General features: G+C 54.7%; 20 protein-coding genes. 11 read left to right on the forward strand and 9 right to left on the reverse strand.

Annotated elements, in window-relative coordinates; translation table 11 throughout:
• Window positions 1-4: 4 nt before the first annotated feature.
• The 6 genes from nagAd to nagAa form a co-directional block, all read right to left on the reverse strand.
• Complete coding sequence (gene nagAd, locus PNAP_RS12405) at window positions 5-589, reverse strand: naphthalene 1,2-dioxygenase system small oxygenase NagAd (protein ID WP_011801866.1); 585 nt, start codon at window positions 587-589, stop codon at window positions 5-7.
• A gap of 14 nt (window positions 590-603) precedes the next feature.
• The gene (nagAc, locus tag PNAP_RS25675) at window positions 604-1,947 is read right to left on the reverse strand and encodes a naphthalene 1,2-dioxygenase system large oxygenase NagAc (RefSeq protein ID WP_011801867.1); all 1,344 of its coding nucleotides are present in this window, start codon (window positions 1,945-1,947) and stop codon (window positions 604-606) included.
• 64 nt (window positions 1,948-2,011) lie between these two features.
• Window positions 2,012-2,350 carry a naphthalene 1,2-dioxygenase/salicylate 5-hydroxylase systems ferredoxin NagAb gene (nagAb, locus tag PNAP_RS12415; RefSeq protein ID WP_011801868.1) on the reverse strand — a complete coding sequence of 113 codons (339 nt, stop codon included), beginning with the start codon at window positions 2,348-2,350 and terminating at the stop codon, window positions 2,012-2,014.
• Window positions 2,351-2,359: 9 nt separating this feature from the next.
• Complete coding sequence (nagH, locus tag PNAP_RS12420; RefSeq protein WP_011801869.1) at window positions 2,360-2,845, reverse strand: dalicylate 5-hydroxylase small oxygenase NagH; 486 nt, start codon at window positions 2,843-2,845, stop codon at window positions 2,360-2,362.
• A 2-nt stretch (window positions 2,846-2,847) separates the two neighbouring features.
• The gene (gene nagG, locus PNAP_RS12425) at window positions 2,848-4,110 is read right to left on the reverse strand and encodes a salicylate 5-hydroxylase large oxygenase NagG (protein WP_011801870.1); all 1,263 of its coding nucleotides are present in this window, start codon (window positions 4,108-4,110) and stop codon (window positions 2,848-2,850) included.
• Window positions 4,111-4,155: 45 nt separating this feature from the next.
• On the reverse strand, window positions 4,156-5,142 hold the full coding sequence (gene nagAa, locus PNAP_RS12430) for a naphthalene 1,2-dioxygenase/salicylate 5-hydroxylase systems ferredoxin--NAD(P)(+) reductase NagAa (protein WP_011801871.1): 987 nt from the start codon (window positions 5,140-5,142) through the stop codon (window positions 4,156-4,158).
• Between the two features lie 116 nt (window positions 5,143-5,258).
• On the opposite strand from nagAa, the gene PNAP_RS12435 reads away from it, so the two are divergent.
• The 5 genes from PNAP_RS12435 (at window position 5,259) to PNAP_RS12455 (ending at window position 9,374) form a co-directional block, all read left to right on the forward strand.
• Window positions 5,259-6,215: a LysR family transcriptional regulator gene (locus tag PNAP_RS12435; protein WP_011801872.1), complete on the forward strand. Its 957-nt coding sequence runs from the start codon at window positions 5,259-5,261 to the stop codon at window positions 6,213-6,215.
• A gap of 425 nt (window positions 6,216-6,640) precedes the next feature.
• Complete coding sequence (locus PNAP_RS12440; protein ID WP_155835215.1) at window positions 6,641-7,375, forward strand: hypothetical protein; 735 nt, start codon at window positions 6,641-6,643, stop codon at window positions 7,373-7,375.
• Window positions 7,376-7,411: 36 nt separating this feature from the next.
• Window positions 7,412-8,170: a P-loop NTPase family protein gene (locus PNAP_RS12445; protein WP_011801874.1), complete on the forward strand. Its 759-nt coding sequence runs from the start codon at window positions 7,412-7,414 to the stop codon at window positions 8,168-8,170.
• Entirely contained in the window at window positions 8,167-8,778 is a 612-nt protein-coding gene (locus PNAP_RS12450; protein WP_011801875.1) for a hypothetical protein, read from the forward strand. Before PNAP_RS12445 ends, PNAP_RS12450 begins: the two co-directional genes overlap by 4 nt.
• Window positions 8,779-8,789: 11 nt before the next feature.
• On the forward strand, window positions 8,790-9,374 hold the full coding sequence (locus PNAP_RS12455; protein WP_011801876.1) for a lytic transglycosylase domain-containing protein: 585 nt from the start codon (window positions 8,790-8,792) through the stop codon (window positions 9,372-9,374).
• Here PNAP_RS12455 and PNAP_RS26975 read toward each other — a convergent pair.
• Together PNAP_RS26975 and PNAP_RS12465 are read right to left on the reverse strand one after the other, a co-directional pair.
• Window positions 9,304-9,858 (reverse strand): hypothetical protein, encoded by a 555-nt coding sequence (locus tag PNAP_RS26975; protein WP_011801877.1) that lies wholly within the window; start codon window positions 9,856-9,858, stop codon window positions 9,304-9,306. The genes PNAP_RS12455 and PNAP_RS26975 overlap by 71 nt on opposite strands.
• A gap of 32 nt (window positions 9,859-9,890) precedes the next feature.
• On the reverse strand, window positions 9,891-10,247 hold the full coding sequence (locus tag PNAP_RS12465; RefSeq protein WP_011801878.1) for a hypothetical protein: 357 nt from the start codon (window positions 10,245-10,247) through the stop codon (window positions 9,891-9,893).
• A gap of 221 nt (window positions 10,248-10,468) precedes the next feature.
• Here PNAP_RS12465 and trbB point away from each other — a divergent pair, with 221 nt between their 5' ends.
• The 3 genes from trbB (at window position 10,469) to trfA (ending at window position 13,214) form a co-directional block, all read left to right on the forward strand.
• Entirely contained in the window at window positions 10,469-11,434 is a 966-nt protein-coding gene (trbB, locus tag PNAP_RS12470; RefSeq protein ID WP_011801879.1) for a P-type conjugative transfer ATPase TrbB, read from the forward strand.
• Window positions 11,435-11,463: 29 nt separating this feature from the next.
• Window positions 11,464-11,928, forward strand: coding sequence for a hypothetical protein (locus PNAP_RS26980; RefSeq protein ID WP_155835214.1), 465 nt, complete (start codon window positions 11,464-11,466; stop codon window positions 11,926-11,928).
• A gap of 404 nt (window positions 11,929-12,332) precedes the next feature.
• Window positions 12,333-13,214, forward strand: a complete 882-nt coding sequence (gene trfA / locus PNAP_RS12480; protein ID WP_011801881.1) for a plasmid replication initiator TrfA — start codon at window positions 12,333-12,335, stop codon at window positions 13,212-13,214.
• Between the two features lie 14 nt (window positions 13,215-13,228).
• Here the strand turns inward: trfA and PNAP_RS26985 are convergent, their stop codons facing one another.
• Window positions 13,229-13,372: a PIN domain-containing protein gene (locus PNAP_RS26985; RefSeq protein WP_011801882.1), complete on the reverse strand. Its 144-nt coding sequence runs from the start codon at window positions 13,370-13,372 to the stop codon at window positions 13,229-13,231.
• Window positions 13,373-13,786: 414 nt separating this feature from the next.
• Between PNAP_RS26985 and PNAP_RS12485 the strand changes: the two genes are divergently transcribed.
• Genes PNAP_RS12485 through PNAP_RS12495 form a run of 3 tightly spaced genes read left to right on the forward strand, consistent with a single transcriptional unit; the run spans window position 13,787 to window position 16,926 of the window.
• Entirely contained in the window at window positions 13,787-14,128 is a 342-nt protein-coding gene (locus PNAP_RS12485) for a TrbC/VirB2 family protein (protein ID WP_011801883.1), read from the forward strand.
• A gap of 26 nt (window positions 14,129-14,154) precedes the next feature.
• Entirely contained in the window at window positions 14,155-14,478 is a 324-nt protein-coding gene (gene trbD, locus PNAP_RS12490; protein ID WP_011801884.1) for a conjugal transfer protein TrbD, read from the forward strand.
• A gap of 3 nt (window positions 14,479-14,481) precedes the next feature.
• Window positions 14,482-16,926 (forward strand): VirB4 family type IV secretion/conjugal transfer ATPase, encoded by a 2,445-nt coding sequence (locus tag PNAP_RS12495; protein ID WP_011801885.1) that lies wholly within the window; start codon window positions 14,482-14,484, stop codon window positions 16,924-16,926.
• Window positions 16,927-17,075: the final 149 nt, after the last annotated feature.

The raw sequence follows: 17,075 nt of genomic DNA on the forward strand, positions 1-17,075 counted from the left end.
GGGCTCACAGGAAGATCATCAGGTTGTGGGTTTGGAGAATGCGCTCCGGGTAGTCCACAAAGCGTTCGACCAATTTGATGCCACCACCTTCGTTACGTTTCCATTTGTCTTCTCGCGTTGCATAGAACACGTCAACCTGGTTTCCGCGCCTGGCGCGGTGGAGAATGAGGTTGGAGCGGACATGCAGCAGATCCGGTGCACCCGTGTCCTTGGCTGCCATGACATTGGTGACGAAGCGAGTGAAACGCATCTTCGGGCTGTTGGCCCAATTCTGCGGGTCGAGCTGATGCTCAACTCGAACTTTCAGTTGCTGATAGTTCTCGTTGTAGATGTTCACTGCGTCATTCAGCTTGTACCGGCGTTCAGAGGTGGAACGCAGTTCTCTCGAGATCACCTGGTATTTGATCTCGGGGGCAACGCAGTGTTCAAGCCAAGCCTTGTATGCCTGAATGTCCAACAGATGTGCTTCCCTGGCTAGGAGCGTGTTGACTTCTTGCAGCAAAGCGCTATCGTGTCCGATGAAGTAGCGATGAAATTCTTCAGCGTCGTGCGCGGAGACCAGCTTGTCTTCCTGGGTGTTGATCATCATGGTTGACTCCTGTATTAGCGATCGGCGGTCTGGGTGAGTTCGGCATGCCAACTGCGTGAGCTGTTTTCGAACTCGGCCCAATTGGAGCTGCTGATGTGCGCTTGGTAGGCGCGGTAGAAGCCGCGATAGCTGGTTTCACCGATGGACGACTTGCCAACGACGCCGGGATATACTTCATCACCGTAGACGTCCTTGCCGAAACCCAGGTTGGCAAGCAGATCGCTGTTGCTGGATTGGTATTTCTTGGCATTTTGCGACTCGGTTTCCATGTTGTCGTTGTCGTCGCTTTCCCAGAAGCCTGCAGGTCCGAACGTGCGCTGAACCGCGTCGGCTAAGCGGATTTTCAATTCCTCCGGCATGTCTTTTTCCACGATCGCATACGTCCAAACTTCGGTCGTGTTCTCGTCGATCGGGTTCCAGACCTTGAAAACGCCGGAGCAGGTCAAAATGCTGTTGTTCGGGAAAACCGTGCAGTTCAGATGGCTGCGGTAAATCCGCGCCCGAACATCACCGATTTCTTTGGCGAGCTTTTCCTGTTTTGCGCCGCCGAATGCCATCATGTCCGGCACCAGGTCGGCGCTGTGAACGCCGGAATAAGCGTCCCACAACACCCCCATGCCGCTGCCGTATTTGCTGGTCATTTGCAAGCCCGCGCCTTCGGGCGGCAGCATGGCGTTGCCCGCGAGAGGGGTAAATATCGACTGACCTGAGCGCAAAGACGATGCGTGCGTCCAGCCCACGTGGTATGCGTCACCCACAAAGTTTTCCGAGGGCGCCTTCCAGTTGGCCTTGATCACCACTTTGCCCGGGGGGCCTACAAGTTCCAGACCGCCTGAGTGCTTGAAGATGGGCTCCAGGTACCAGGCTGCATCACCCAGATAATCCATGAGCGGGGGAGCCTCTGCATCAAAACAGCCGTAAATAAAGCCATGAAAGCTCTCGACGCGCGGGACTTCTTTCAAGCCCAAGCACTTCTTTTTGATCGCATCTCCGTACAATTCTTTTTCAAAGGGAACGCTTTGAAGTTCACCGTTGGAGCCGAAACCCCAGCCGTGGTAACTGCACACAAAGCCTTTCGCATTTCCGGCTTCTGCGTTCACCAGTGTCTTGCCCCGGTGGCGGCAAACATTCAAAAAGGCTCGCACGGAGCCATCGTTCTGACGGGAGACGATGACTTCATCGACGCCCATTTTTGCTGTGACATAGTCGCCGGGGGAGGGAATCAGACTGTCATGGGTCAAAAAAAGCCAGTTCCGCGCGAAGATGGTCTTCATCTCATGCTGGAAAAGTTCTTTGTCACCATGAATCAGGTGCTTTTGCGTCAGCCCTGCTTTACTCACTAAGTTTTCATAAATCATGTTTGTTGTCTCCTCTTGGTTTTAAAAAAATGGGAATTGGTTGGGTGGGTTGATTTATTTTGATTTAACTTACCTCCTGCAAATAGTCTTGGTCGAGCTTGAGCATCACGCGAAGGTTTTCAATCTTCACGGGGTAGGTGCGGATGTTTTCCGTCAGCGGCGCACACATCGCCTTGCCGGAGCACACATCGAAACGCCCCTGGTGCAGCGGGCATTCGATTTCTCGGCCTTCCAGGAAGCCGTCGCTCATGCGTGCGGCACCGTGGGTGCAGATGTTGTCAGTTGCGAAGACTTCACCATCCACCTCGTACAGGGCGATTTCTTTGCCCGCAACCTGCACCGCCATCACATCACCCTCGGGAACATCAGCAAGCGCTGCTGCATCGGTCCAGTTTTCAGTCATGACTTGCCCTTAAATTGGATAGATGATGGAATTGGCGATCATTTCGCTGTCGTAAACGCAAAGCCGCGATTGAAATTTCAACCCTTCAGGCGTTCTCACGACAACATCGCGGTAATACCCGACATTGAAGACCGTCGAGTCACCATCAAACTTGGTGCGGATCACGGTGTAGTTGGCTTCCGAGGTGATGCGTTCACCATAGATGTCTCGCTCAACAGACACCACACGGGGTGTTCCCACAATGTGACGCTGGTAGTAAGGGTCGTGGTACAAGGTTTCCTTGACCCCGTAAACCCGGTCGCGAATCATGTTCTTGCTCTCCAATGCCAGCAGGCACAGCGGCAAGCCCTGGTCGAAGTTCTCGCGCGGCTGAAGGCGGTAGGTGCCTTCTTCCACAAAGAATTCGGGCCATTTTTCCCACTCAGCCGAATCGCAGACCATGGCGTAGTCGCTGTAGAGATTGAGCAGTTCGAAGTAAGTTTTGAAGTCCATCATGATTATTCCCCCATCACCTTGCGCCAGTAGTTGTACATGCCACGGATCAGGGTCTCGGTGACCATGTGATCGGTGTCACCAATGTCGTACCCGCCCATTTCCACGACCGTGCGGTGCGATGGCTTTTGCTCAAAGCCCTGCTGTGACCATTCAATGACCTCGCCATCGTCGGCAGAAACGAAACCGGCCGGGCCGAACAAATTAGCCTGTATCAGGCGGCGTTCTTTCATCTCCGGTGTGTCGTTCGCAAAGCCGAAGTGTGTCCAGACAAAATCAAAGGAGCCATGACCGTTGGGCTGGATGTGGCGGGTGGACACGCTGTTGACCTGCTGCTGAATGATCACGCTCGGAAAAATCGTGGTCATGACAGCTGTGGGACCACCCCACCACGGTTCCGGAACGATGTCCAGCAGACGCGGATCATTGACCTTCATCTGGTCTTTGAAACTGTCCACCCCTGACACCACATCGGCGTTCTTGCCGCCTTGGCCGCGTGTGGAGATCATGGCGGCATGGCGAAACTTGTCGTCCATCTTCAATTCGGACTTGTTATCCGCGCGCCACAATCCAAAGGTGGAGAACCAAGTGTGCAGCAGGCCGGGGTGATACGGATCCTTGATGTTTTCCTGCATCAGCTTCCAGTTGCCCGGAATGCGCTGGCGCCGGTAGCCCAGTATCTCCAGCTTGCGGCCGTCGAAGACGCGGTCAAAGTATTTCAGAATGGTCGGGCCCAGGAATTCCTCGAAAGGTTCGACGTCATGATCAAAGGAGGCGAACACCACGCCACCCCGCACGGCTACCTTGAGCTTGGTCAGACCATGGTCTGACACCTTGAAGTCTTTGGGCATGCCGCCATTGACTTTTCCCTCTTGCTTGACGCCGCGAAGAAACGGCACACCTTGAAGGTCACCCTTGAGGCTGTAGTTCCATTGATGGTAGGGGCAGAAAAAGTCTTTGGCATGACCGTTGCGTTCACGGCAAAAACGCATGCCACGGTGAGCGCAAACGTTTTCGATCACATTGACGCCACCTTCCGGATCACGCACCATGATGACGGAGCGTTCACCAATCACAGTTCGCTTGAAGTCCCCCGGATTCGGGATTTCAGCGTCCAGGCCGACGTAACACCAGTGGCCGTTATAGAATAGTCGGTCCAGTTCCTTCTTGTACAAATCCTCTCGGGTATAGGCCCAGAAGGGTACCCTGCTGGTTCCTTCCCCCGGCCACGTCGGGTTTTCCGGGAATACTGTTTTTTGTTCACGCATTACTTGCTTCCTTACGGTGGTTATGAGTCTGAGAATGCAGCGGCTTTAGACACCGCTAAGGTAAAACGCATCCGCGTAGACATGACTGGACTCCACGCCCATGCGGGTGACGAGAAGGTTCAAGGCGTCCACCATGGCAGGGGCACCACACAAATAGGCGCGCCAGCCGTCCAAAGTTTTCAAATCCTTTTCAATGGCATCGGTGACCAGACCACTGCGCTGGCCTGCACCGGCAGGGCCGGTGGCGACGACAATGTGAACAATCACATTCGGATGCGCAGCTGCCAACGCCTTCAGGCGCTCGCGGTCATACACATCCTTCGCACTGCGCACGCCAAAATAGAGATGAATGGGGTTTTGCATGCCGGCCTCCAATGCGCCACGCACGATGGACAGCACAGGTGCCAGACCCGTGCCCCCGCCCACACAGAGCATCGGGCCGGTGTGCTTTTGCCTCAGGTAGGCAGTACCCAAAGGGCCGCTGACGCGAATGGCAGCACCAACTTCGAGTTCTTCAAAGATGAATGCGGTGACACGGCCATCGGGCACGCGGCGAATCTGAAATTCCATTTCAGCATCACTACTCAAGCCGGCCATCGAGTAGGGTCGGATGTGTTCGGGCGTGAATTGCACCGTGGCATATTGACCAGCGCTGAACTCAATCGGCTTGGCCAACTTGACCCGAATGCGACGAATGTCATGGGTTGCCTCTTCGATTGCAGTGACAGTGCCCTTCACAATGCGTGCGGTATGTACCACAACCTCGTCGACCTCGGGCAATTCGATCACGCAGTTGTCGGTCAGCACCGATTGGCATGCCAGTACGTAGTCGTCTTTTCCAGTGTGTGGTCTGCCGGCCTCAGGTCCACTGCTGCGCACCTGACCTGACAGCACACGGCAACGGCAGGTACCGCAGCGCCCTGACATGCAGCTGTAGGAAATTGGCAATTGGTTGGCTCTGAGCACGTCCAGCAGATTGCTTCCGCTGTCCACATTCAGACGCACGTTGAGAGGTTTTACGACGAGTTCCATATGTTGAGGCTGATGCCTTTGTCTCCTGTTTGGAGGAATTATGGAGACACCGTTGATATAAGTCTATAAAGAAAATCCAATAGATATAATCACCGTTGTGAATATTGGGGTGATGCATGGATCTGCGTGAAATTGACCTAAATCTTCTGGTTGTCTTCAACCAACTGCTGCTGGATCGCAGCGTTTCCACGTCTGCAGAGAAGCTGGGGTTGACGCAGCCTGCCGTCAGCAATGCACTCAAGCGCTTGCGCGCCGTGTTGAAGGACGAACTGTTTTTGCGGACCTCACGCGGTATGGAACCCACGCCGTATGCATTGCATTTGGCAGAACCGGTGATTTACGCACTCAACGCGCTGCAGACCGCATTCACCACACGCAACTCTTTCGACCCACTTGCCAGCACGCGCACCTTCAACTTGGCCATGACCGACATCGGCGAGATGTACTTTGTGCCGCCACTGATGAATGCTTTGTCTGAGGCAGCACCCCATGTGCGAATCAGTACCGTACGGCCTAACGCTGGGAATCTGAAGGAAGATATGGAGTCCGGCACAGTCGATTTGGCTCTAGGTCTGTTGCCCAACTTGCAGACCGGCTTTTTTCAGCGCCGGCTCTTTCTTCACAAGTACGTTTGCATGTTTCGCAAGGGACACCCATTGGCTAAATCGCCAATGACTCTCAAACAATTTACGGAACTCGATCATGTTGGCATCCTAGCCGCCAATACCGGGCATGGTGAAGTGGATGGCTTGCTTGATCGCGCAGGCATCAAACGCAAGATGCGCCTGGTCGTTCCGCATTTCATTGCTGTGGGTCACATACTTCAGACTACCGATCTCATCGCCACTTTGCCGGAACGGTTTGCCGAGCGATGCGAAGTGCCATTTGGTCTTGTTACGTCCCCCCATCCGGTCCGCCTGCCAGACATAGCAATCAACCTCTTTTGGCATGCGAAGTTCAACCGGGATCCCTCCAACATGTGGATTCGACAGCTCGTTGTCAAGCTCTTCGCAGACAGTGACGGAGAGCAATCTCCGCCGCGTGCGGCAAGGAGTACCCCAAGTTCAAGGTGACTGAAGGCGCATGAAACCACTCAATATTCACCACTTTGAGCGGCTCACATTTTGAAAGCTCCCGGCTTTGCCGGGGGGTCGGTACTTTCAATTCAACGGATTCAATGACCGCTGTCGGGCAGGAATTTCAGTTGTCTGGCCGTCAGGTATGGGCACTTAGCGTGCGCCTATCGCAGTCGGGTATCCGGCATATCGTTGTGTTGAATTTGGCGTGCTCCAAACCTGCCGTTCGAGACCGACGGCCGGAGTGGCCAGTCAACTCATTCGCCAACGTACCAGATATCCCCCACCCCGCACACTTCAGTCTCTGCTACTTCCACGCTGCTGGTGAATTGATTCGCCTGTCAGCGTACCTGTCAAGCAGGTTGTGCCACCTGTCGTGCCGCCTGTCACGCCACAACTTGCGCCCTGTCGGTATGGGGATCATGCACAGCATCAAATCGGAAATAGATTCAATTCTTCGTGAAGAAATTGTACTTGCCCAAAAGGATGACCCCGCTCTGATCGTGCGGTCGGCCTTCGAGGTCATTGAAGAATTTTTGGGTCAGGGCATGTCGCTGGAGAGAATCGCATCTGCGCTTCAAAAACATGACATAAAGATCACCAAGGGGCACCTTGTTCGCCACCTTGGCATAGTTCGGGAAGAGCGCGGGCTGAAGCCATTAAAAAGAGGCAAAAAACCCAGGTCCCCCGGTGCAGCGACTCCGGCCCCATCAGCGTCATGTCTTCAAATTCAACCGCTTACGCCTGCCAAAGCTCAAGGTGATACGCCCTACTCTGCTCTTGCTGCCGAGACGGACTCCGCGCCCAAGGCAACCGAACTGACTCGCAACCCTGATGAACAGGCAAAGCCGGTGACCACAGATACGGCGCGGTCAGGTGGAAAACATGGCGCAGCCCAACCAATTGGGGCAAGTCAAACTGTATTTCCAGACGAAATCACCAGGCTCAAATTCATCGAAGTGAAAGGCGAATTGCTGGACGTCACCAGGATGAATATTGATGACTATTTGACCGTCTCCAAGACTATCCCTGACAACGCAAAAATCCCCGACGGCATGTTCGAAATCATTGCCGCAGAAAACAGGATACGAGGCATGTACGAACGCGCGCTACTCCAGTATGACGAAGCCATCGCCAAGTGGAAATCAAGCCAATAGCTTCTTGCACGAATTTAAACAACTCAAAGGATGGTCATGATCAAATCGTATTTTGTGGACGGCGACAAAGGCGGCGTGGGCAAAAGCTTCGTCTCCCGGTGCCTGGTAGACAGCTTCATCAACCATGAAGTGTCGGGAATGCCAAAGATTGACAAATTGATTGTCATTGACGCCGATCCCATGAACCCGGATGTGGTGTGTGACAACGGCTACAAAAATGAGGCTGTCAACAACATCCATGTCATAGGCCTGCAACGCCCCATCAAATCAGAAGACGACTGGCTGAATCTGATCAACGAATTGGCTGAAACCCAGATCAATGAAACGGACAAAATCCGCCTTGTTTTTTCATTGCCGTCTGCGGCCGGTCTTTACATCACGGAGTCAGTGTTAAGCCTGATGGCATTGATGAATCCGACACCGATCTGGGTGATGGGCATTGATGCGTCGAGCACAAATCAGCTGGAGGCCCGCGTTGGCAAAAGCCCCATGTTTTACCAAAACGGGGTGGTGCTGATCAATCTGAAGCACGGGCCTGGCAAGGCTTTTGAATTCTGGGACAAATCAAGCATCCGCAAGACCCTGTTAAGTGGCGTGGACTATGCATGGTCGGAGCTGGAGTTGCCAGCCATGATGCCACGCGCGGCTGAGTTGATCGGGTCAATGCCCCTGCACATGGTGATCGACAAGGGCAATTTGCCGGGATCTGGTGTGGCCATCGGCACGCGCACGGTCGCCCAAACCTACCGTGGCATTGCCGGGCGCAAGCTGGCTGTCCTGGAGTCTTCGAGATGAGTGGTGTGGATGATGAAGACAAGCGCATCGGCAACACCATTTCCGGGGTCATCTCGCCTTCGCCCGCCGCGGCGCTTGCACGCCGCGCTGGCACCTTGATTGATGAACTGGCGGCCCGGCTCGCGCCCTCTGGCCTGCCATCTGATGTGCAACACATTGTTGACGTGGCGGTGCGTGCCGGCATGGGTGAGAGTGATCCCAACTGGATCTGGCTCTTGCCAGTATTGTTGCGCCAGGTGCCTGCTGCAGCCATGCGCATCGAATTTGAAGCGCTGTCTGGCGCATTGGTCAAAGGTGCGCCGGGGCTGGCGAAAGGACCTGGTCACGATGATGACAGCCTTGAGTCGATTGTGGTCATGATGACTGCCATGCGTGGGGAACTGCAAAAATTCCCGCGCCGTGTCGGTGAGACGCTGAAACCTGCAGTTGCTGAGGCGGTAGTGGATGCTTTGGAGGCTGCGCCTGGGCGGGTCAAAGTTGACCTGGATGATGCCAAGCTCCTGGCTGCAGCCCGCGAGGCATTCATGTCGCTTTACGTGTTGGCCGCTGTCGGGCTGGGTGCGTTTTCAACCGTGGCGGCTTTCATCATCGGCTCCAAATTTGGCTGACTGGGGGCGCCGTGCTTGAGCTCTTGATGATGTGTGCACCCGCCGTCGATCCGGTCACCATGGCCGCTGTTGTGAAGCAGGAATCCGGCGGCCAGCCCTGGGTGGTCAACAACAACACGACAAGAAAATCAATGGCCTTTGCGTCCAAAGCTGTGGCCGTGGCCGCTGCGGTGGCGGCTGTCGGCCGTGGCGAAAGTGTTGATATGGGGTTGGCGCAAATCAATAGCAAAAATTTGCCCGCGCTGGGGCTGACTGTGGAACAGGTGTTCGACCCCTGCACCAACATTGCTGCCGGGGCAAACATTCTGGCTGCGAGCTATGGAAGAGCCGGCTCGCTCGGCGGCGCCCTGAGCATGTACAACACCGGCCGGTTTGATTCAAAAATCGGCGCTACCTACGCCCAAAAGGTGTTCGGACAAGCCGGGGAAAAGGTACCCAGAATACCGGGTGGGCAACTGGCAAAACTGCCTGAAACGTCTTCTTTTGCAGCCAACCCTGCCGCCATGGCGGCCGTGCGACTGACGGTTACGCCGTCGCCGTTTGCTGCCGGGCTTTCGCCCGTGAGGACGGCTTTACAGCCCGCAAATTGGCGTTGAACCGCTTTTGGGCACTGGCGACAATTTGCCTTTTGAGTTGGGACAAAACGGCCCGGCCATTTGCACCCGTGAAGCCAAAGGCATCGCCCAAGTCGCTACCGGCCAAATTGTTCAGTTCATCAATTTGGTCCAGTTCCTGGCAGAACACCTGCTCAAATTGCAGCCGCTTGTCGAGCTGATCGGCCTTTTCATCTGGCGACTCAAACTCGTCGTGAATGTCGATCTCGCCAGCATCGTCTTCGTCACCCACGCCACCCAATCGTCTGCCACTGCCGCCCAAGCTTTCCAGGTTGTTGCCCCTGATTTTGTGCTTCAGAAGCTCAAACAGTGCGCCTTCATGGCCGGGTCGAAAGATGTCAAGGTTCTTGTTTTCTGATTGCCGAGTGAGATAAAAAACAATAATTTCCTGCTCAATATCCCGTGCATCTTCACGCAGTTTGAAAGCCCATTTTTTCGACAAGGATCTGAAGTGTTTTGTATCCATCAAGAACCACCTTTGCGGATTTATTAAGCTATTCACCAAGCAGGCGATATTTGCAAACTATTCGTCTTGATTAGTTTCTCAATCTGCCTTTTCAATGAATCTGGCAACTCGGCAAATTCTGTCAAGCGTTTGAACCCGGCCACCATCGCCTTGAGTGCGGCCTGCAGCGCCTTGACAGTAATTTTCCAGGTACGGGATTGGCCTAATTTTTGCCAGGTTCGACTGAGTAAGAAAGCTTTTTGAAGCAACTTTTGATACGCTTGATACTTCTTGACTGCCGCAACAAACGCAGAGTCACTATTGCAAATAGTCCTCAAGGTTTGCAAGTTCTTCTGTTCGCCAGCAGAGGCCGTTTTGATAATGCCATTGGCAAGCTCAGCTACCTTCATTTTTATCCCTTGAAAATGTGTTGATGTCTGTAAATATACAGAGTGGCCACAATTTCACAAGCTGAATAAATACCTCAAAATAAGGCAAGTGTCTGGCCAATAATTGGACAGCCGACAGCCAGTATTCAACGGCAATACCCCTTCAGTGCTGTCGGATTCTCGGGTTAGCGCACCTCTGAAAATGGATCTGCTTTGTGCTTGCGGATGGACGGTATGCCGGCATGAGCACACACCAGAACACGTCCAGCCATGAGTTCCACCGCAGGTCGGACGATGCACTGCGGCGCGCCCTCGGCGCTGACATCCTGGCCGCCCTGGCTGATGACCGGGTGGTAGAGATCATGCTAAACCCGTCGGGCGACCTCTGGACTGACTCCCATGTAGGCGGGATGCAATGCATTGGCAAGATTGACCGTGTACGAGCCATGGCGATTGTTGCCACGGTGGCGGCCATGCTGGGTACCACGGTCACACCTGACAACCCGATTTTGGAATGCGAGTTGCCCTTGGATGGTTCGCGGTTTGAAGCCTTGATTCCACCGGTTGTGCCAGCGCCAACTTTTGCCCTTAGAAAAAAGGCAACATTGATTTTTAGCCTGGCTGACTATGTTCGGACCGGGGTGATGACTGAGCTGCAAGCCACATTGATCAAAACGGCGGTTGCAGACAGAAAAAATATCCTGATTGCCGGGGGCACTGGCTCTGGCAAAACGACTTTAGCCAATGCCGTCTTGAATGAGATTTCTTTCATATCACCTGATCACAGAATCGTCATTATTGAAGACGTGTTGGAGCTGCAATGCAGCGTGAAAAACACGGTATTTTTAAGAACATCAGCCAATATTGACCAAGTTGGTTTATTGCGAGCAACGCTTCGATTAAGACCTGACCGAATTGTTGTGGGTGAGGTCCGGGACAAGTCGGCTCTGGCGTTGCTGAAGGCATGGAATACGGGGCATCCCGGCGGCATTGGCACCGTCCATGCAAATTCTACTGGTACAGCCTTGGTCCGAATCGGACAGTTAATTCAAGAAGCGGGTGTGCCTGCGGCACCTGAGTTAATCAGCGAAGCGGTCAATATGGTGATATCCATCCGCAGGAATTCCACCGGCCGAATTATTGATGAAGTAGCTGAAGTAACCAATTGGTCGAGTGCGATTGGTTTTGAGCTGAGACGACTTGGCTAATTTTGAATCAAATTCAAAACGAACGCCTTATGCAATTCAACTATTTTTTAGACACCCATATTTTGAATATCTTTGTTCAAAAATCGTATGGAAAAGCAATGTTGGCTTGTGAGTTTCTGATTGTCGGCATCTTACAATTTGACGTTGTTGCCGGCAATTTTTATGGTCAGGCAGCATGTCTTGTGGTTGGCATGGTATTTGTCAAATTGGCACACGTTGCCACACAAGCAGGGATCGGCAAGGCGGCTCAAATAGAGTACGCCATCAAACAAAAAAATAGGAACAGGGATGCTCATCAACAAAAAATTGCCAAGGTACTGCGGCGAGCTGCAACCGCACAGGTTGTGGCGCAATCATCGGTTTTTTGGTCGGCCATAAAAGCAATCGTTGCAGCAGAACTGCACGTGCGTTCAATTTTCAAATCGGTCCTGTGCACGGTGACCGACACACTCACGCCAAAGCTTTTCCCGTGCCCGCCAACCGCCTGCGCGTAAGCGTCGGCGGGTTATCGATCCCGTCCGCCGGCTGCGTGGGCGCGCAAAACCTCCAAGAAGCCCGCTGGGATCAACTTTCAAAAGTTGATCAGAATGCAAAGTTTGGAACTCCTGGCTGCTGCTGATGTTGCGGCAATACTCAAGATCAGTGAAGCATCCATTTGGAATTGGCAATACGGGCGCAAAACGCCGCCAATCGGCTTCCCTCCCCCGGTCAAAATTGGGGCATCCGTTCGGTGGCGGTCATCAGACATCCAGGTGTTTATCCTGGGTTTGCCGCTCACGACCACCGGTCGCATCCCACTCCCCGGGCTGGCACAAGCAGCCCCGGCCACGGTCGTACTGACCAAGCCGGTGCGTGGCCGTGGTCGGCCTCGTAAGAATCAAACAGGCGCCTCGGGTTGATGCGCCAAAAGCGGACCTTTGAAGAAAACCTGGCACTGGCCAAAGCACGGGGGCAGCAAGCTGCGGCACTGCAAACCGTCGTTGCAGAAAAGTCTTTGGAAGTCCAGTTGCCGCTGTGGGCAGAAGTTTGCCGGGGTGTTCCCAACAGCGTCCTGCGGTCGGCACTTTTTGGTGTGGTACGACGTGGCCCACGATCTTTCCAGCAGCGCGTGCAAAAAGCCAGCGTCGAAGGTATCAAGATCATTCACACAGGGCCACAACTGGATCAAGCGGATCTGGATGTCTGGGAACAAGCACTGCAGCTGGCCAGAACTGGCGGGCTTGGGTGCCGGATTCAGTTCACCGCATCACAATTCTTGAAGAGCATTGGACGCGGCAACGGCAAAAGCCAGCATGAATGGCTCAAAGGGGCATTCGCACGGCTGGCGGCCAGCGTGGTGGAAATCAAAGATGCGCACCGGGCATATTTCGGGGCCATCCTGCACCACGGTGGCAGGGATGATAAGACTGGCCGCTACGTCATTGAGATGAACCCGAAAATCATCGAACTCTATGGCCTCGACGGCTGGTCAAGTGTGGAATTTGACCAGCGCATGGCGCTGAAAAAGCGGCCGCTTGCCCAGTGGCTACACGGCTATTACAGCTCCCATGCCAAGCCCTTCCCCGTCAAAGTCGAAACCCTGCACCGGCTGTGCGGAAGTCAAAATGCGGCCATCAAGGGATTCAAACAGGACCTCAAGTCAGCCCTGGAAAAACTGGAAGAAGTCACCAACTGGACTTGGAAAATCGATGCTTCAGACTTGGTGCACCTGTCAAAAATGCCAACTGCAAGTCAATCAAGGCACTTGCTGAAGCGTGGTCGATTTCGCGGACTGCCCTGAGCCCGAGCGTCAAATCAAGTAACTGTGACCCAGTTGCCTGGCTGCAAGCCAGGCAACTGGGCAAACTCGCGGGTGTGGTTGGTGACCAGCAGGGCCTGTTGGCTCAGGGCGTGAGCGGCAATCATGGTGTCCGGCGAGCCGATGGGTGTGCGTGCCACGGCGCTCCGGGTCAGCCCGATGCAGGGGCAGTTTTGAACGCCGCAGATTAGAGATAGATTAAAGACAGATTAGCTGCATTTTGCACCACCCCCAAGCGATTGATTTGCCTTGAGATTTTGACAATTTTTACTTTGTCGCGGTATGTGCTATGCCGTGCGCCGGTACCTGCTATGCCGTGGTTTGGTATGCGCTATGCCGTGCCGGTATGTCCTATGCCGTGTTCGCCGGTATGTGCTATGCCGTGGTTTTGTGGATAACTTTTGCCGTCCGGCTGCTGGCCTCTCACTCCGCCAGACCCGAGTAGTTGAGCTGTATGGCACGGGAGCGCGACGCGTCGATTTGTTCATTTGCAGTCCAGCGGTATCAAGCACCAGCCAAACAGGCCGGTGTCTTTTTTCCAACTGGAGTAGATCGTGCATTTCCAAACAACCAAGCCTATCAAATCACTCAAAAAGCTGGTCACGCCCGTCATCTCGGGCATGGCCGCACTGGTATCCCAGGTGGCCCACGCTGGCCCAGCCCTGCCCTGGGACGGCCCGATCACCACGGTGGTCAACAACCTGACTGGGCCGGTGGCCACCGGCATTTCGACCGTGGCCTTCCTGGCAGCAGGCGCGGCACTGATTTTTGGTGGTGACGACTTGGGCGGAATTGCGAAGAAACTTTTGTACGTGGTGCTCGGTGTGGCGCTGATCGTCTTTGGTGCCAACTTCCTGAGCATGATCGGTCTGGTCAACAGCGGCGCCTTGATCTGATGGTCCGTCGTTTCTGATCGCAAATCATGGCTGATCAAAGCAAAGATAGCGGCGCTGACTTTTCAGTACCGTTGCATCAATCCATGCTCAGGCCCATGCTGCTGCTGGGCGCTGAGCGAGAGCTGATCCTGGCACTGGGCATCGTGGCCGGTGTGTTCATTGTTTCCTTGTTTCAACTCTGGGCCGCCATTTTTGGTCTGATTTTGTGGGCCGTCGGCGCATGGGTGCTGACTCGCGCGGCCAACTTTGACCCCCAACTCTCCAAGACCTTTGCTCGCAGTTTGCAATACCGCAAGCTGTACAAGAGTGCCGCAACACCGTTTGCGTCGCCGCGCAAATTCGGAGGCTGAAAAATGCTCTTGAAAGAATTTCGCAGCCAGGCCCAAGGCCTGCCGGATCTGTTGCCCTGGGCGGCGCTGATCGACAACGGCGTGGTACTCACAAAATCTGGTGGCCTGCTGGCGGGTTTTGAATTTCGCGGCCCGGATCTGGACAGTGCCACCAAAGAGGAACTGGCGGCCGTGTCGGCTCGGATCAATGCGGCCCTGGCTCTTGATGACGGCTGGTGCTTGCATGTGGATGCCGTGCGCCGTCAATCCCCTGGTTACCCTTTGGACGGCGCTTTTCCGGACCGTACCACCCGACTGCTGGACGATTGCCGCCGTCTCGCCCATGAAGGCGATTGGGCTGGCTTTCAAAGTGACTACACGCTGGTCTTGTGCTGGCATCCGGACCGTGATGCTGCGGCAAAAGCCGAGATGCTGTTTGTGGACGGGGCTCAAAAGACTGGAGTGGCAGAGCGCAGTTTGACTCGCTTCAAAACTGTTCTGGCTGAAATTGAATCGCGGCTGGCAGGAACGCTAAAGATCCGTCGCCTGGTGGACACTGTCGACACTGAAACCGGATCGGTTGAGAGTCAGCTTCTGGCGCATTTGGCTTCTTGTGTCGCTCTGGCACCACGCGCCAGTTTTGTCATGGGCACGGTGCCAATGTACCTTGACGCGGTACTAGGCCAACACGACTTTGTGACGGGATTCGAGCCCCGGATTGACGACAAAACAGCTATTTGCATCGCCGTGACGGGCTTTCCTGGCGCCAGTTTCCCCGGCATTCTGGACTTCTTGTCACGCTTGCCGGTGGAATACCGCTGGTCAAATCGTTTCATTTTCATGCCGGTGCGTGAAGCGGACAAGGCCCTTGGCAACTACCGTTCAAAGTGGGCGCAAAAGCGGCTGTCACTGATGAACTTGATGCGCTCAAGCCAGGGTGGCGGCGTCACCCACGTGAATGCGGATGCAGACGATATGGCTGCGGATGCGGTCGCCGCCATGGCTGAGGCCAGCAGCGGCCTGGTGCGATTTGGCTTTTACACCAGCGTTATCCTGCTCTCCAGCGCAAACCTCCAACAATTGCGTGATGCCGCGCAATACGTAACCAAGATGATCGCCAATGCCGGGTTTTCAGCTCGGGTCGAATCCGTCAATGCGGTGGAAGCTTATCTGGGAAGCATGCCTGGCAATCTGTATGCCAATGTGCGCCGCCCACTGGTCAACACCTTGAACCTGGCGCACTTACTGCCCCTCACGGCAATTTGGGCCGGTCCGGATGCTCACCCGTGTCCCTTTTATCCTGAGCATTCGGCGCCGCTGTTGCAGGCAAAAACTGATGGTGCAACACCTTACCGGCTTTGTCTGCACGCGGGCGATCTGGGTCACACGGCCATCATCGGACCGACTGGATCGGGCAAGTCCACTCTGTTGGCAACACTGGTAGCGCAGCATTTCCGCTATCCGGGCGCGCAAGCCTTTGTCTTTGACAAGGGCTATTCCATGTTCCCCTTGGTGGCTGCTGCCGGTGGTCAGCATTACGACATTGCAGGTGAATCGGACAACATCACGTTTTGCCCCTTGGGACAAATTGACAATGAACTGGAGCGCACCTGGGCGGCTGAATGGCTTGAAAGCCTGGCAGAACTGCAAGGTGTGGCCATGTCACCAGAACTGCGCAAAGAGCTCTTTCGCGCCGTCAACCAGTTGGCGGCCTCCACAGACTGCGCGGAGCAACGCACGCTGTCAAACTTTCTGTTGACCCTGCAGGACAACCGTCTGCGTGAAGCGCTGGAATACTACTCGCTGCGTGGATCAGCGGGGCGGTTGCTGGATGCCGAAAGCGATGGACTGCAGGCGGACATCTTCCAGGTCTTCGAGCTTGAACACCTGATGGCTCGCGGCGAAAAGATCGTGCTGCCCGTTCTGGCTTACCTGTTTCACCGGCTTGAGCAGCGTTTTCACGGTCAACCTACCTTGTTGGTGCTTGATGAGGCCTGGATCATGCTGGGGCACCCTGCATTCAGGGCCAAGATTCGCGAATGGCTGAAGGTGCTGCGCAAATCGAACGTGGCCGTCATTTTTGCGACCCAGTCCCTGAGCGATCTGTCTGGCAGCGGGATTGCCGATGTGATTTTCGAGTCTTGTCCCTCAAAAATTCTGTTGCCCAACCCGCAAGCGCAAACCGAAGCCTTGTGCGGGCTGTATCAAGCGATTGGACTCAACCGTCGGCAAATCCAGATCGTCAGCAATGCCATACCTAAGCGCCAGTATTACCACCTGCACCCGGACGGCTCCCGCGTTTTTGAATTGGGACTGACTCCGCCGGAAATGGCCTTTGTTGGGGCAAGTGGACGCGAGGATTTGGCGCGGATTCGTCATCTGCAAAAGCTCGATGCGCTTACCTGGCCGTCTGCCTGGTTGCGGGAACGCGGTCAGTTCGATGCCGCCCGTTTATGGGATAGCTATTGACTGTGACAGGTCAGCAAAGAGCATCTGGCCCGACGCTCGCACAGACCTCCCCTGTGTCACCACGGTTTTACTGGTTGTTTGATCGTGGGAGGGCCACTTTTTTGCGTCAACTTGCGTCTGGCCGGTATGGGACAACAGTATTCAATAAA

Origin of the sequence: Polaromonas naphthalenivorans CJ2 (genome assembly GCF_000015505.1) — a bacterium.
Classification (GTDB): domain Bacteria; phylum Pseudomonadota; class Gammaproteobacteria; order Burkholderiales; family Burkholderiaceae_C; genus Polaromonas; species Polaromonas naphthalenivorans.

What these genes read in the sequence shown, in the direction of transcription:
- nagAd (WP_011801866.1), bottom strand. Translation starts at nt 589, where the DNA reads ATGATGATCAACACCCAGGAAGACAAGCTGGTCTCCGCGCACGACGCT.
- nagAc (WP_011801867.1), bottom strand. Translation starts at nt 1,947, where the DNA reads ATGATTTATGAAAACTTAGTGAGTAAAGCAGGGCTGACGCAAAAGCAC.
- nagAb (WP_011801868.1), bottom strand. Translation starts at nt 2,350, where the DNA reads ATGACTGAAAACTGGACCGATGCAGCAGCGCTTGCTGATGTTCCCGAG.
- nagH (WP_011801869.1), bottom strand. Translation starts at nt 2,845, where the DNA reads ATGATGGACTTCAAAACTTACTTCGAACTGCTCAATCTCTACAGCGAC.
- nagG (WP_011801870.1), bottom strand. Translation starts at nt 4,110, where the DNA reads ATGCGTGAACAAAAAACAGTATTCCCGGAAAACCCGACGTGGCCGGGG.
- nagAa (WP_011801871.1), bottom strand. Translation starts at nt 5,142, where the DNA reads ATGGAACTCGTCGTAAAACCTCTCAACGTGCGTCTGAATGTGGACAGC.
- PNAP_RS12435 (WP_011801872.1), top strand. Translation starts at nt 5,259, where the DNA reads ATGGATCTGCGTGAAATTGACCTAAATCTTCTGGTTGTCTTCAACCAA.
- PNAP_RS12440 (WP_155835215.1), top strand. Translation starts at nt 6,641, where the DNA reads ATGCACAGCATCAAATCGGAAATAGATTCAATTCTTCGTGAAGAAATT.
- PNAP_RS12445 (WP_011801874.1), top strand. Translation starts at nt 7,412, where the DNA reads ATGATCAAATCGTATTTTGTGGACGGCGACAAAGGCGGCGTGGGCAAA.
- PNAP_RS12450 (WP_011801875.1), top strand. Translation starts at nt 8,167, where the DNA reads ATGAGTGGTGTGGATGATGAAGACAAGCGCATCGGCAACACCATTTCC.
- PNAP_RS26975 (WP_011801877.1), bottom strand. Translation starts at nt 9,858, where the DNA reads ATGGATACAAAACACTTCAGATCCTTGTCGAAAAAATGGGCTTTCAAA.
- PNAP_RS12465 (WP_011801878.1), bottom strand. Translation starts at nt 10,247, where the DNA reads ATGAAGGTAGCTGAGCTTGCCAATGGCATTATCAAAACGGCCTCTGCT.
- trbB (WP_011801879.1), top strand. Translation starts at nt 10,469, where the DNA reads ATGAGCACACACCAGAACACGTCCAGCCATGAGTTCCACCGCAGGTCG.
- PNAP_RS26980 (WP_155835214.1), top strand. Translation starts at nt 11,464, where the DNA reads ATGCAATTCAACTATTTTTTAGACACCCATATTTTGAATATCTTTGTT.
- trfA (WP_011801881.1), top strand. Translation starts at nt 12,333, where the DNA reads ATGCGCCAAAAGCGGACCTTTGAAGAAAACCTGGCACTGGCCAAAGCA.
- trbD (WP_011801884.1), top strand. Translation starts at nt 14,155, where the DNA reads ATGGCTGATCAAAGCAAAGATAGCGGCGCTGACTTTTCAGTACCGTTG.
- PNAP_RS12495 (WP_011801885.1), top strand. Translation starts at nt 14,482, where the DNA reads ATGCTCTTGAAAGAATTTCGCAGCCAGGCCCAAGGCCTGCCGGATCTG.